14 protein-coding genes are annotated in these 13,575 nt (G+C 65.2%); 1 reads left to right on the forward strand and 13 read right to left on the reverse strand.

Annotation, left to right across the window (positions count from 1 at the left end):
* Positions 1-19: 19 nt before the first annotated feature.
* Positions 20-760 (forward strand): GntR family transcriptional regulator, encoded by a 741-nt coding sequence (locus N511_RS23625; protein WP_231479558.1) that lies wholly within the window; start codon positions 20-22, stop codon positions 758-760.
* 131 nt (positions 761-891) lie between these two features.
* Here the strand turns inward: N511_RS23625 and aceA are convergent, their stop codons facing one another.
* The 13 genes from aceA to N511_RS0100580 all read right to left on the reverse strand — a co-directional run bounded on the left by aceA (position 892) and on the right by N511_RS0100580 (position 13,569).
* The gene (aceA, locus tag N511_RS0100520; RefSeq protein WP_024975843.1) at positions 892-2,196 is read right to left on the reverse strand and encodes an isocitrate lyase; all 1,305 of its coding nucleotides are present in this window, start codon (positions 2,194-2,196) and stop codon (positions 892-894) included.
* A gap of 385 nt (positions 2,197-2,581) precedes the next feature.
* Positions 2,582-3,001, reverse strand: a complete 420-nt coding sequence (locus tag N511_RS0100525; RefSeq protein WP_027677513.1) for a gamma-glutamylcyclotransferase family protein — start codon at positions 2,999-3,001, stop codon at positions 2,582-2,584.
* Positions 2,998-3,495, reverse strand: coding sequence for a ribonuclease E activity regulator RraA (gene rraA, locus N511_RS0100530; protein ID WP_027677514.1), 498 nt, complete (start codon positions 3,493-3,495; stop codon positions 2,998-3,000). Before rraA ends, N511_RS0100525 begins: the two co-directional genes overlap by 4 nt.
* Positions 3,496-3,541: 46 nt before the next feature.
* Positions 3,542-5,257: a thiamine pyrophosphate-binding protein gene (locus N511_RS0100535; protein WP_027677515.1), complete on the reverse strand. Its 1,716-nt coding sequence runs from the start codon at positions 5,255-5,257 to the stop codon at positions 3,542-3,544.
* Positions 5,258-5,324: 67 nt separating this feature from the next.
* Entirely contained in the window at positions 5,325-6,164 is an 840-nt protein-coding gene (locus tag N511_RS0100540) for a LytR/AlgR family response regulator transcription factor (RefSeq protein WP_027677516.1), read from the reverse strand.
* Between the two features lie 3 nt (positions 6,165-6,167).
* Complete coding sequence (locus N511_RS0100545) at positions 6,168-7,442, reverse strand: sensor histidine kinase (RefSeq protein ID WP_027677517.1); 1,275 nt, start codon at positions 7,440-7,442, stop codon at positions 6,168-6,170.
* On the reverse strand, positions 7,442-7,753 hold the full coding sequence (locus tag N511_RS0100550) for a 2TM domain-containing protein (RefSeq protein ID WP_027677518.1): 312 nt from the start codon (positions 7,751-7,753) through the stop codon (positions 7,442-7,444). Before N511_RS0100550 ends, N511_RS0100545 begins: the two co-directional genes overlap by 1 nt.
* 128 nt (positions 7,754-7,881) lie before the next feature.
* On the reverse strand, positions 7,882-8,841 hold the full coding sequence (locus N511_RS0100555; RefSeq protein ID WP_027677519.1) for a CysB family HTH-type transcriptional regulator: 960 nt from the start codon (positions 8,839-8,841) through the stop codon (positions 7,882-7,884).
* A gap of 41 nt (positions 8,842-8,882) precedes the next feature.
* A complete protein-coding gene (locus N511_RS0100560) occupies positions 8,883-9,992 on the reverse strand; it encodes a sulfate/molybdate ABC transporter ATP-binding protein (RefSeq protein ID WP_027677520.1) in 1,110 nt (369 codons plus the stop codon).
* Positions 9,989-10,969, reverse strand: a complete 981-nt coding sequence (cysW, locus tag N511_RS0100565) for a sulfate ABC transporter permease subunit CysW (RefSeq protein ID WP_027677521.1) — start codon at positions 10,967-10,969, stop codon at positions 9,989-9,991. The genes N511_RS0100560 and cysW overlap by 4 nt, the downstream gene beginning before the upstream one ends.
* Position 10,970: 1 nt before the next feature.
* Entirely contained in the window at positions 10,971-11,885 is a 915-nt protein-coding gene (cysT, locus tag N511_RS0100570; RefSeq protein ID WP_027677522.1) for a sulfate ABC transporter permease subunit CysT, read from the reverse strand.
* Between the two features lie 117 nt (positions 11,886-12,002).
* Entirely contained in the window at positions 12,003-12,677 is a 675-nt protein-coding gene (locus tag N511_RS0100575) for an RBBP9/YdeN family alpha/beta hydrolase (protein WP_027677523.1), read from the reverse strand.
* Between the two features lie 7 nt (positions 12,678-12,684).
* Positions 12,685-13,569 (reverse strand): EAL domain-containing protein, encoded by an 885-nt coding sequence (locus N511_RS0100580; RefSeq protein ID WP_027677524.1) that lies wholly within the window; start codon positions 13,567-13,569, stop codon positions 12,685-12,687.
* Between the last annotated feature and the right edge of the window lie 6 nt (positions 13,570-13,575).

Genomic DNA, 13,575 nt, shown 5'->3' on the forward strand with positions numbered 1-13,575 from the left:
GAGTGGAGCATTTGCTACCATGCACCATTCCGCTTTTTCTTCTGCAACGCCACCTGCCATGCCCGCACCCGCACGGGAACCTGCCGACAGCCAACCGGCTGCCGAACCGATCTACCAGGGCCTGCTGACGGCCATCATGGAGCACCGACTGCCGGCCGGCACCAAGCTGGTCGAAGAACGGCTGTGCGAAGCGACCGGCGCCGGCCGGCCGCGCATCCGCCAGGTGCTGGCGCGTCTGGCGCATGAGCATCTGGTGACCCTCGTGCCGAACAAGGGCGCGTTCGTCGCGCAGCCTTCCGTGAAAGAGGCGCGCGACGTTTTCCAGACCCGCCGCATCATCGAACCCGAACTGGCCAGCATGCTGGCAAACGCGTGCACGCCGGCAAAGGCCAAACGCCTGCGCGAACACATCGCGGCAGAACACGCCGCACGCGAACGAGGCGATCGGGCAGCCACCATCCGTCTGTCCGGCGAATACCACGTCCTCATTGCCGAGATGGCCGGCAACCATGTGCTGGAACGGCTGACGCGCGAGGCGGTGTCGCGCACCTGCCTGATCATCACGCTCTATGATCGCCCTGGCCTGCCCGCTTGCCCCGAGCACGAGCACGACACCCTGACCGAAGCGATCGCCACCGGCGATGCCAAGCGTGCGCACGACCTGATGCGCGAGCACCTGGAGCACATCGAGCACTCGCTCGACCTCCACGCGACACCCACGTCGGCGCTGGATCTGGAATCGATCTTCAAGCGCGCCTGAGCGGCCACGCCGTACACGTCGCAATATCCCGGACGAAAAAAACCGCGCCGTTGAGGAAGCGCGGTTCGAGAGGCCGGCGTGTGGTCAGCACGGCCGGCCCGGATACCCAGGTGCCGGATGCGTCGGCAGCCTCAGGCAACCTTCTTGGCTTGCGCCGTTTCTTCGAAGAATTGTTCGTCTTCCGTCGAGCCCTTCAGCGCCGTGGTCGACGCCTCGCGTTCGATGGTCTGCGTCACCGCGTCGAAGTAACCCGTGCCGACTTCGCGCTGGTGCTTCACCGCGGTGAAGCCCTTTTCCGCCGCCTTGAACTCGGCCTCTTGCAGTTCGACGAATGCGCTCATCTGGTTGCGGGCATAGCCGTACGCCAGGTTGAACATCGAGTAGTTCAGGGCATGGAAACCGGCCAGCGTGATGAACTGGAACTTGTAGCCCATCGCGCCGAGTTCCTTCTGGAATCGGGCGATCGTCACGTCGTCCAGGTTCTTCTTCCAGTTGAACGACGGCGAGCAGTTGTAGGCCAGCATCTTGCCCGGGAACTTGGCGTGGATGGCTTCGGCAAACTTCTTGGCGTATTCGAGATCCGGCTTGCCGGTCTCGCACCAGACGAGGTCCGCCACTTCCGCATACGCCAACCCACGGGAGATGGCCTGCTGCAGACCCGGCTTCGTGCGGTAGAAGCCTTCAACGGTGCGCTCGCCGGTGCAGAACGGCTTGTCGTTCTCGTCCACATCGGTGGTCAGCAGGTCAGCGGCTTCTGCGTCGGTGCGGGCGATCAGCACGGTCGGCACGCCCATCACGTCGGCAGCCAGACGCGCGGCCACGAGCTTGCTCACGGCTTCGCGGGTCGGCACCAGCACCTTGCCGCCCATGTGGCCGCACTTCTTCACGGCGGCCAACTGGTCTTCAAAGTGGACGCCTGCAGCGCCGGCCTCGATCATGGCCTTCATCAGTTCGAACGCGTTCAGCACGCCGCCGAAACCGGCTTCTGCATCCGCCACGATCGGCGCGAAGAAGTCGATGTCGTCCTTGCCTTCCGACCACTGGATCTGATCGGCGCGCTGGAACGTGTTGTTGATCTTCTTGACGACCTTGGGCACCGAATCCACCGAGTACAGCGACTGGTCCGGATACATCTCGCCATTGCTGTTGGCATCGCCTGCAACCTGCCAGCCCGACAGATAGATCGCCTTCAGGCCCGCCTTCACCTGCTGCATGGCCTGGTTGCCCGTCAGTGCGCCCAGGGCGTTGACGAAGGGCTCGTTGTTGATCAGGTCCCACAGCTTTTCGGCACCACGCTTGGCCAGCGTGTGCTCGATCTGCAGCGAACCGCGCAGGCGCACCACGTCTTCAGCCGTATAACCGCGCTTGATGCCCTTCCAACGCGGGTTGGTATCCCATTCCTTCTGCAGCTTTTGCACTTCGAGTTCGCGTGACATCGCACTCTCCTGTTTGATCGCATCCATCAAATAACCGGTAACTCACTCTGCGCCTTGAGCCGCTGGCGCCTTCTTGGGGCGCCGCTGGGTGGCTCAAGTCATATGTCTTATATAAGAGTGTAGAAACGGGCAGTGCAACGCAACAAGGAGAAGATGTTTCCAAGCGCAAGTTTTTACTTCTTAATTTTCAAAGACTTACGATCAATATTCCACGATACGGAAAGATTTTTTCTATGATGAAAGACAGGGATGGTGCTGTGCGATGCGGAATTTTTGCGGACCAAAACCCCTTTCCGCATTATGAAAAATAGCGGATGCCTGCCCGTCACATTGCAGGGGCACAAAAAACGCCGCAGATGCGGCGTTTTCCGAGCGGCTAGTCACGTCAGGTGCGCGCCAAGCGATGCGCCACCCAATCGCCGCCCGTAATCACAGCACGCCCGGCAATGTGTTTGGGGCTGACCGGATACACAATGCAGTCGACCGGTTCGCTGCCCAGCATGACGGCGTGGTTCTCGCGCAGGAACAGCGCGTCCCCGCCCGGGTAGACCTCTTCGATCTCGTCCAGCACCGGAACGAGCGCCGCGTCGATCCGATACACATCGCCGCGCACGGCGGTGCCGGTCGGGTCCAGCACGAGGCCGGGGTACGCACCAAAGTCGTACAGGCGGCCGTGCAACATGGCCGTACCGAGCAGCTCCGGCTCGGGAATGCCGCGCTTTGCAGCAGCAACCCGCAGGTCGTTCGCCTCACCGGCGCGCAGCGTGCCGTAGACGAACACATGGATGGCATTGGCGTGGTTCATTCGAGCATGTCCTGCGAAACCAGCACGCCGTCTTCATCGGCATAGACCCACTCGCCGGACTGGATGTATGCGCCCGGCATCTGCACGCCCACCTCGCGCTGTCCAGCATTCTTCTTGATGCTCTTGCGCGGATGCACCGCCAGGGCGTGGATGCCGACGTTGCATTCGGCCAGCTCGCGCGTATCGCGCACGCAGCCGTTGAGCAGAATGCCCTCCCAACCGTTCTCTTCGGCCAGCTTGCCGAGGTTGCCGCCGACCAGCGCGCAGCGCAGCGAGCCGCCGCCGTCGATCACCAGCACGCGGCCAGCGCCCTGCTCTTCCAGCGCGGCGCGTACGAGGCCGTTGTCCTCAAACACCTTGAGCGTGGAAGCCGGGCCGGCAAACGCGGCGCGCTTGCCAAAGCTGCGGAAGACCGGCGTGAGCACACGCAGGCTTCCGTACACCAGCTTGTCTTCGTGCATGTCGCACAGGTCGGTTACAGGAATCATCGTCATGGCAATGGGTGAATGGCGTTGGCGAAAACGAAAAATGAAAGCGGAATCAACTGCGTGACTGCGCGCGCAACGAATCGATCGTCGCGCGCGGGCTGATGATGTTCGGATCGGTCTGCACTTCGATGACGGTGGCAACGCTTGCCGCCAGCGCAGCTTCCACCGCCGACTGAAACCCTTCGAGCGAGCGCACCGTGTGCCCCTCAGCGCCGTAGGCTCTGGCCAGCGCGGCGAAGTCCGGGTTGCGCAGCTCCGTACCGCTGACATGCTCGGGGTACTCGCGCTCCTGGTGCATGCGGATGGTGCCGTACATGCCGTTGTTGACCACGATAAAGATCACCGGCGCGTTGTACTGCATGGCGGTCGCCAGCTCCTGGCCGTTCATCAGGAAGCAGCCGTCGCCGGCCATGCAGATGACGGGTGTGTCGGGGCAGACGATCTTGGCCGCCACGGCGGCGGGTGCGCCGTAGCCCATCGCCCCGCTGGTTGGCGCAAGCTGCGTACGCGAGCCGGCCGCCAGCGGGCCATATTGGTAGAAGCGATGCAGCCACGTGGCGTAGTTGCCTGCGCCGTTGGTCAGGATGCTGTTGTGCGGCAGGCGCTCGCGCAGCCATTGCATGGCGCGGGCCATGTCGATGCCCTTGCCACCGAACGGCGGCGGCGCGATGTTGGCGCGGTAGTCGGCGTTGGCGGCTTCTGTCCAAGCGGACCAACGCGGCGGCGCATCCGGCGACACGCCATCCAGCGCCTCGGCAATCGCCGGCATCGAGGCGTGGATCATCAGATCGGCCTGGTAGATACGCCCCAACTCTTCCGCGCCGGCATGCACGTGAACGAGCGTCTGCTTGGGCCGCGGCACATCGAACAACGTGTAGCCCGAGGTCGTCATCTCGCCCAGGCGTGTGCCGATGGCGAGCACGACGTCGGCCTCTTTCACGCGCGCCGCGAGCTTCGGGTTGATGGCGATGCCAACATCGCCGGCGTAATTCGGGTGGCGGTTGTCGAACAGGTCTTGCCGGCGGAACACGCAGCCCGCGGGCAGATTCCATCGCTCGGCAAACGCTTGCATGCGGGCGGCCGCTTGCGGCGTCCAGCCGGAGCCGCCGAGCAGCAGCATCGGGCGCTCCGCGTTCTGCAACAGCGTCTTCAGTTGCGCAAGGTCATGCGGGGCCGGCCACGCCATCGCGCGAGGCATCGGCGGTACATCGGCCACGGTGGCGACCTCGGTCAGCATGTCTTCGGGCAGCGCCAGCACAACCGGGCCGGGGCGGCCCGCGGTGGCGGTCTGGAAGGCGCGTGCGATGTATTCGGGGAGGCGCTCGACGCTGTCGATCTGCGCGACCCACTTGGCCATCTGGCCGAACATGCGGCGGTAGTCGATTTCCTGAAACGCTTCGCGATCGACGAAATCGCGGCCGACCTGCCCGATGAAGAGGATCAGCGGCGTGGAGTCTTGAAATGCGGTGTGCACGCCAATGCTGGCGTTGGTGGCGCCCGGCCCGCGCGTGCAGAAGACAATGCCGGGACGACCGGTGAGTTTGCCGTAGGCGTCGGCCATGTTGGCGGCGCCGCCCTCTTGCCGGCAGACGATGAAGCGTGCGCGGTCGCGGCGCTGGTAGAAGCCTTCGAGGACGGAGAGGTAGCTCTCGCCGGGCACGCCAAACGCCAAATCGACGCCGTGGGCCACCAGCGCATCGACAAGAATCTGGCCGCCGTGGCGTGGCTCGGCAACGTTGCTGGCGGGGCGTGCGGCGGGTGTCTCCATGGCGGGTGCTCTCGCTCTCGATCCGTTGACGACACGAAGGATCATAGCGGAGCCGCCGCCGCGGCGACTACATCTGCCGGAACAAATGCGCGTATTGCCGCGCGACGGGCAGCGTCTCGGTGCGCCCGCGTATCTTCAGCCCCAGACGGCCCAGCGACAGATGCACGGCGCTCGACACATGCGCCACGTTGACCACCGTACCGCGATGCACCTGCCAGAAGTGCTCGGGGTCGAGCTGGGTCAGCAGCTCGCGCAGGCTGGTGCGAATCAGCGATTCGCCACTGCCGGCCACCACGTTGACGTATTTGTCGGTCGCTTCCAGATAGATCACGTCGTCCACGGGGATGAACCGCACCTCCTGCCCCACCAGCGCCTTGATAAAGCGCAGATACCCACCCTGCGGCGTGGCTCGCGTTTGGGCCGCGCCCTGCAGCCCGGCAAGGCGCTCGACGAGTTCCGCCAGCGTCTGCGCCGGGTCCGTGGCGGCGGTGGTGGCGGCGGCGTTGCCGTTCGGGCGCGCGCCGAGCCGGTCCTTCAGCCGCTTGACGGTCTCGGCCAGGCGCTCGGTCTGCACGGGCTTGAGCACGTAGTCGACCGCGGCCTGCTCGAAGGCGTCGAGCGCGAACTGGTCATACGCCGTGACGAACACAACCAGCGGCCGGTCTTCGCGGGCCGACAGCTCGCGCGCCACGTCGATGCCCGACATCCCCGGCATGCGGATGTCGAGAAAGACCACATCGGGCGCCTCCCCGTCGGCCGCATCGTCAATCACGTCGAGCACGGATTGGCCGTCGTGCACGGCCGGCAGCAGCGTGGCATCGGGCCACAGCGCCGTCAGCTCGGCGACGAGGTTCTCAGCCAGCGCCGGTTCATCGTCGGCAATCAGCAAGCGGGGGGAAGCAGGCATCGATCAGGTTCCGGCAGATGCGCGCGCAGAGAGCGCAGCGGTGGCAGTGGCATTGGCCGTGGCGGCAGAGCGAGAGAAGCGGCAGCGCCATTCCGGCGCGTCGGCTTCAGACGGTGCAGGCGCCGTTTCATGCGCCAGCGGCAATTCGACGATGATCGTCACGCCGTGCGGCACGGTCTCGGTGATCGTCAGGCGCGCGTCGCCATCAAACAGGCGCGACAGACGTTCACGCACGTGCGTGAGCCCCAGCCCCGAGCCCGTGGCACCGTCGTTGCCGAAACCGACGCCCGTGTCGCGCACTTCCAGCACGAGGCGCTCGCCGTCATGGCCGGCAGCCAGGCGCGCTGACAAAGCAATCTCACCGCCCTCGCGCGCGGGCTCGATGCCGTGCACCACGGCGTTTTCCACCAGCGGCTGAATCAGCATGGGCGGGATGACGATGTTGGCGATGGCATCGTCCAGCGCCAATGAAAAACGCAGCCGATTGCCGAAGCGCAGCGCCTGGATGTCGAGATACGCGCGCAGCAGCGCAAATTCCTGCACCAGCGTGCACTGCTCGGCGCGTGCGTGCGAAAGCGAACTGCGTAGAAAGCCGATCAAATGCTGCAGCAGACGCCGCGCGCCGGCCGGGTCGCGCGCAATCAGCACATCGACGTGCGCCAGCGAGTTGAAGAGGAAGTGCGGTTCGATCTGCGCCTGCAGGGCCATCAGCTGCGCCCGCACGACCTGCTTCTCCGCCTCCTCGCGCTCCAGCGCGTCGAGTGCAGCCTGGCGCTGCAATGCCGCAAGCTTGCCGCGCGACCAGTAGAAATACGTTGCACCAAGCGCTGCCAACATGGCGATGATGAAACTCATGCGGAGGCTGTCCGCGCGCCAGGGTTCCGGGTTGACGCTATTCAGGCACAGGATCGTCCGTGCGATCCACTGCCCCAGCGGCACGCCGATCAGCACCGCGCCCACGATGATCCACGGAAACACCTTCTTGTTGGGTGGGCCGTCGCCCCAGAGCACATGGCGCGGGATGCCGATCAGCGAGAACATCGACAGCCCGATCGCCTGACTGAATACGAAATCTTTCCAGAACGTCTCTTCCGGCCGGATGCCGAACGCCAGCACAGCCGCAATCAGCGTATTGATGACGATGATGACGGCGTAGCGGATCACCCAACGCCGGGCCAGGCGCAGGCAATCCGCAAGCGAAGGGAACGACACATTGGCGAACATGCGGGCGATCTTACCGGAGGGTTCTCCGGCGTTGAAGCTTGGGGTTTCCCGCATCACTGGCGGCCGGCTTGCTGGCGCAAACGGGCGAGTTCCTGGTCGACCATGCGCTGGTAACCGTTGCCTTGGCTCCAGGCCAGGCTCAGGCCGTGTGCGGCCAGGCCGAGGCCCCAGCCCAGCAGCGGCCAGACAAACCAGAACTGGCCGCGCGACAGCGCAATCACGGCCAGCCCGGCGTTAATAGCCAAAAACGACAGCAGGTGAATCCGGAACCCCAGGCGCGCGCCGGCGCGGTGACGAGCCCGGCGTAGCAAGGCGGCGTCGGATTCAGCGGATTGTGGGGATGGTGTATAGGGCACGGCGGACATGGCGGTCTCTGATGGAACCGAGGATGTCCGCAGTATAGGAATGGCGCCCAGGCAAGCGCCATGCGGATGCGACGAATGGTGCGATTGGACGGATGAACGGTGCGCAGCCGGCTCCGCCCGGGAGACGCTTACGCCGCCAGCGCCTCCCGCGCGGATTGCGTCACCACCGTCGAAGCCACCGCCTCCGCCACCGTTTCGCGCGACAGATGCGGCGCGAACATCCCGATGAAGTCATGCGCATAGCCGCGTAGATACGCGCCACGGCGCACCGCCACACGCGTGGTGTTCGGCTCGAACAGGTGATCGGCCCCGATGCAGACAAGGTTGTCGTCCTTGCGGCCGTCATACGCCATCGACGCGATGATGCCCACGCCCACATCCAGCGCCACGTACGTCTTGATCACGTCCGCATCCATGGCGGTCAGCACGATCTCAGGGTGCAGGCCCGCGCTGGCAAATGCCGCGTCGATGTTGCGTCGGCCCGTGAAGCCCGCGTCGTACGTGATGAGCGGATACTGCGCCACGTCTTCCAACGTCGGGAGCGGATTCTTCGTCAGCGGATGGTCCGGGCTGACCACCAGCACGTGGCGCCAGCGGTACGCCTCGAACGACGTCAGCCCCGGCTCGTTGGCCACGGCTTCGGTGGCGATACCGATATCGGCCTGCCCCGTCAGCAGCAGCTCGACGATGTGCGAGGGCGAAGCCTCCTGCAGCGCCAGCGTGACGTGCGGATATTCCTTGCGGAACGACTGCACCACCTTCGGCAGCGCATAGCGCGCCTGGGTGTGCGTGGTCGCCACGGTCAGGCGGCCGGATTGTCGGCCGGAGAATTCCTCGCCGGCCTGGCGCAGGTTTTCGGCTTCGAGCAGCAGTCGTTCGACAATGCGGACGATCTCGCGGCCCGGTTCGGTCAGGCCCGTCAAACGCTTGCCGTAGCGCTCGAAAATCTCCACGCCAAGCTCATCCTCCAGCTCGCGAATCTGCCGCGACACGCCGGGCTGCGACGTGTACAGCGCGTTGGCAACTTCGGTCAGGTTGAACTGGCGGCGCACCGCCTCGCGGATGGAACGCAGTTGCTGGAAGTTCATGGCTCGTGTCCTCTCGTATTGGTTGTCGTCGGAGCGTCGTGTTACACGGCGGCTTGCGCGACGGGCCGTGCATTGCCTTGCGCGAACACACGGATCGCGCGCGGGCGCACCACCAGCGTTTCGCCTTCACGGAAACCCTCGGCGCGAAAGCGCTCGATGGGCAGGGAGACTTCGATGATGTCGTCGGTGTCTTCGCGCTCCAGTTCCAGCTGCGCGATGGCGCCCAGCGTGAGCGCGCGGCGCAGCGTCACGGGAATGCCCTCGGCGCCCGGCGCATAGCGCTCGAGGTCGATTTCATGCGGGCGCACGAAGGCCACCGCCTGATCGGCGCGGGACGAATCCACGCCGCCCGACGGCACGGCGATGGCCGAATCGCCCACGTGCAGCACGCTGCCGCCCTCGCCCTCTTCCAGGCGGCCGTGGAACAGGTTCACGTTGCCGAGGAAGCCGTAGACGAACGGCGTGGCCGGCGTGTTGTAGACCGCATCGGGGCTGCCGACCTGCTCCACCTGGCCGCGGTTCATCAGCACCACGTTGTCGGCCACTTCCAGCGCCTCTTCCTGGTCGTGCGTAACGAACAGGCTCGTGACATGCAGATCGTCGTGCAGGCGGCGCAGCCAGCGGCGCAGTTCCTTGCGCACCTTGGCATCGAGCGCGCCGAAGGGCTCGTCGAGCAGCAGCACGCGCGGCTCCACCGCCAGCGCGCGCGCCAGGGCAATCCGCTGACGCTGCCCGCCAGACAGCTGCGGCGGGTAACGATCGGCCAGCCAATCCAGCTGCACGAGTTCCAGCAGCTCCTTCACCTTGGCGCGGATCTGCGCTTCGCTCGGCCGCTGCGCGCGCGGTTTCACGCGCAGGCCGAATGCCACGTTCTCGAACACCGTCATGTGCTTGAACAGCGCGTAATGCTGGAACACGAAGCCGACCTGGCGCTCGCGCACATGCTGGTCCGATGCGTCTTCGCCGTTGAGGTGAATCGTGCCCGAATCGGCATGCTCCAACCCGGCGATGATGCGCAGCAGCGTGGTCTTGCCGCAGCCCGACGGGCCCAGCAGCGCAGTCAGTTCGCCCTGCTTGAAGTCGAGCGAAACATCGTTGAGGGCAACGAAGTTGCCAAAGCGCTTGGTGATGTGTTGAACCTGGATGCTCATGCTGCGCTCCCTTCCAGCGGAGATTGCACGGAGATGTGCGAATTCGAATTGGATGTCTGTTGTGCCACGCGCTGGCCCGGACCTTCGCCCACGCCGGCATCAGCATCAGCCAGCTCACGACGGCTGCGCCATTCGACCAGCGTCTTCAGCGCCAGCGTGACAAGCGCCAGCAATGTCAGCAGCGACGCCACGGCAAACGCGGCCGCAAAGTTGTATTCGTTGTAGAGAATTTCCACGTGCAGCGGCATCGTGTTGGTCAGCCCGCGAATGTGGCCCGACACCACCGACACCGCGCCAAACTCGCCCATCGCCCGCGCGTTGCAGAGGATGACGCCATACAACAGGCCCCACTTGATGTTCGGCAGCGTTACGCGAAAGAACGTCTGCCAGCCCGAGGCGCCGAGCACGATGGCGGCCTCTTCCTCTTCACTGCCCTGCGCCTGCATGAGCGGAATCAGCTCGCGCGCCACGAACGGAAACGTGACGAACACCGTCGCCAGCACAATGCCCGGCACCGCAAAAATGATCTTGAAATCGTGATCGGAGAGATACGGCCCGAACCAGCCCTGCGCGCCGAACAGCAGCACGTAGATCAGGCCCGCAATGACGGGCGACACCGAAAACGGCAAGTCGATCAACGTCAGCAGCAGGTTCTTGCCGCGAAACTCGAACTTGGCAATCGCCCATGCCGCCGCCACGCCAAACACCACGTTCAGCGGCACGGCAATCGCTGCGGTGATCAGCGTCAGGGTGATCGCCGAAAGCGCATCGGGCTCGATCAGCGCTTCGAGATACACATCAACGCCCTTCTTGAACGCCTCGACAAACACGCTCGCCAACGGCACGAACAGGAACAACGCCAGGAACACGAATGAAACGAGGATCAGCGTTGCACGCACCCAGGCGGACTCTGCGGTGGCGCCTCGGCGGCCCCCAGCGGGCGCCTGACCAGGTTCACGGGAAACAGTACCGGCCATGTCAGGCTCCAGCTGCCGCATTGGCGGTCGGGGGTTCGGGGGCACGCTCGATGGCGTCATTGCGATTGCCGCGGCGGCGCGTCCACGCTTGCAGCAGATTGATCACCAGCAGCAGCGTGAACGAGATACCGAGCATGACGACGGCAATGGCCGTGGCGCCCGCGTAATCGAATTGCTCCAGCTTGGAATAGATCATGAGCGGCGTGATCTCGGAAACCATCGGCATGTTGCCGGCGATGAAGATGACCGAGCCGTATTCGCCGGTGGCACGCGCAAAGGCCAACGCGAAACCGGTCAGCAATGCGGGCAACAAGGTCGGCAGAATCACGCGAGTGAAGGTCTGCCAGCGCGTGGCGCCCAGGCTGGCTGCCGCCTCTTCCAGTTCGGCCTCCAAGTCTTCGAGCACCGGCTGCACCGTGCGCACGACAAACGGCAGGCCGATGAACGTCAGCGCCACCACGATGCCCAGCGGCGTGAACGCGACCTTCAGCCCCAGCGGTTCCAGCCGCGAGCCGATCCAGCCATTCGGCGCGTACAACGCGGTGAGCGCAATGCCGGCCACCGCAGTCGGCAGCGCAAACGGCAGGTCGACCAGCGCATCGATCAACCGCTTGCCCGGAAAGCGATAGCGCACCAGCACCCACGCCACGATCAGCCCGAACACGAGGTTGATCACCGCGGCGATCAGCGAAGCCCCGAACGTCAGCTTGTACGACGCCACCACGCGCGGCGCGGTGACGGTCGTCCAGAACGCATCCCACGTCATGGTGAACGTCTTGAGGACCGTTGCCGACAGCGGGATCAGGACGATCAGCGCCAGGTACAGCAGCGAAAACCCCAGCGCCAGCCCGAAGCCGGGCAGCACATTGGCGGGCTTACGCCGCTTGGAGGAAAAAAACGCGGAAGGCAGGCTCATCAGCGCACCGATAAAAATGGCCGCAGAGCAAAACACTGCGGCCGATATGCAGATGAACCGATTGTGGCGGACTGTTCTTATGACGAAAACGAATATTTGCGCATGTGCATCATCGTTTTAGATATAAGGGGTGCTCGGTAAGACATCCCACTGCGCTTGCCAGTCGGCGCCGTCGCGGGTGGTGTCTTGTGCACTTGCACGGCCGATCAGGCGATCGAGCAAGGCCAGGCCGGCGTCCCATTCACCGAGGTTGGAATCGGCGTTGATATGGCCGGCCTCGCCGGCATCCACAAACTCCGTGCCCCAACGCGCGGCCCAGTCGATGGCACTGCCTTGCGGCATCCACGGGTCATTGCGGCTGGCGACAAGCGTGGCCGGGAACGGCAGCGTGCGGCCGGGAAGCAGATCCCGCACGCCGAACTTGTCCGGATCGGCCGGCGCGACGAGCAGCACCGCCGCCACCGCCTCCTTGGTCTGCACCGCCCAATGCAATGACGCCAGGCAGCCGAAGCTATGCGCCACCAGGATGACCGGGCGCCTGTTGCGCGTGGGCGGACGCTCGGCAAGCGCCGCATGCACCGCTTCACCCACACGGGCCGACCAGCGCGGCAGGTCAGGCGTCGACCAGTCCGTCTGCTCCACGCGGCGCCATGCCGGGAAGCGCTGCTCCCAGCGCGTCTGCCAGTGGCCGGGGCCGCTGCCATGCAAGCCGGGAACGGTCAGGATGACGGCGTCTGCCGGCCACTGCCAGGCAGGTGCGTCCGATGCGGTTGCGGGTGCGCTGCGTGCCATGTCGTGCTCATTGCGTCAGAGAAAGGCCGGCCGCGGATTGCTGCTGTTGCACCAACGGCGCCTGCGCCATTGGCACCACCTGTGGCGCGGGGGCCGCGTCTGGCTCAGCCTCCGCGCCGGGCAGGATGCTGCCCTGCACATACGTGATACCGGCGGCACGGGCCAGTTCCAGGTCGCTCGGGCGCTCGCAACGCCGCAAGGCCAGCGTGACGCCCAGCTCGCGTGCCGAATCGGCCAGCGACACCACGTTCCGCGTACGCCAATCGCGACGCGCATCGAGCTTCAGATAGGCGGGCTTGGCATGCACGAGCAGCGCGCCAGCCTCCGCCGGGTCCGACGCCTGCACGGCGACGGCAAAACCATTGCGCCGGTAGTTGTCCACCACGAACAGCAGCAGCCCCAGATCGTCATTCGCCGTCGACGGCACCTGGATGACGAACTGTTCCGGGTGCAGCCCCAGCGCCGTCACCGCGCGGTGAAACGCCTTGCCGTGGTCGGCCGCCACCGCTGCCAGCAACCGGCCATGCACATTGACGACCAGCCGCCCCGCATCGGTGCGCGAGAAATAGTTGAGCGTATGCACCAGCCGGCACAGGCGGTCCAGTTCAACCAGCGTGCTGTCATCCGACGCCAGCGAAAACACCTTCCACGGGTTCAAGCCCAGCTCGCCGTCGCGCGTCCAGGTGCGCATCAGCGCTTCGTGGCCGGCGGGGGCCAGCGCGCCATCGGCGGCAAGCTGCCAGACCGGTTCAAACAGGCTGGTGAGCGCGCAGTGGAAGAACTGGCCCTGTACGCGGCCGGTGGCATCACGCCACAAGTGGCGATCTGGCGCGGGCGCATTCGGCAGCGTGCCGAGAAATTGTGCGACTGCTGTGGTGTGCATCAGGCTCATGGGTGA

This window comes from Ralstonia sp. UNC404CL21Col (genome assembly GCF_000620465.1).
GTDB classification, from domain to species: domain Bacteria; phylum Pseudomonadota; class Gammaproteobacteria; order Burkholderiales; family Burkholderiaceae; genus Ralstonia; species Ralstonia flatus.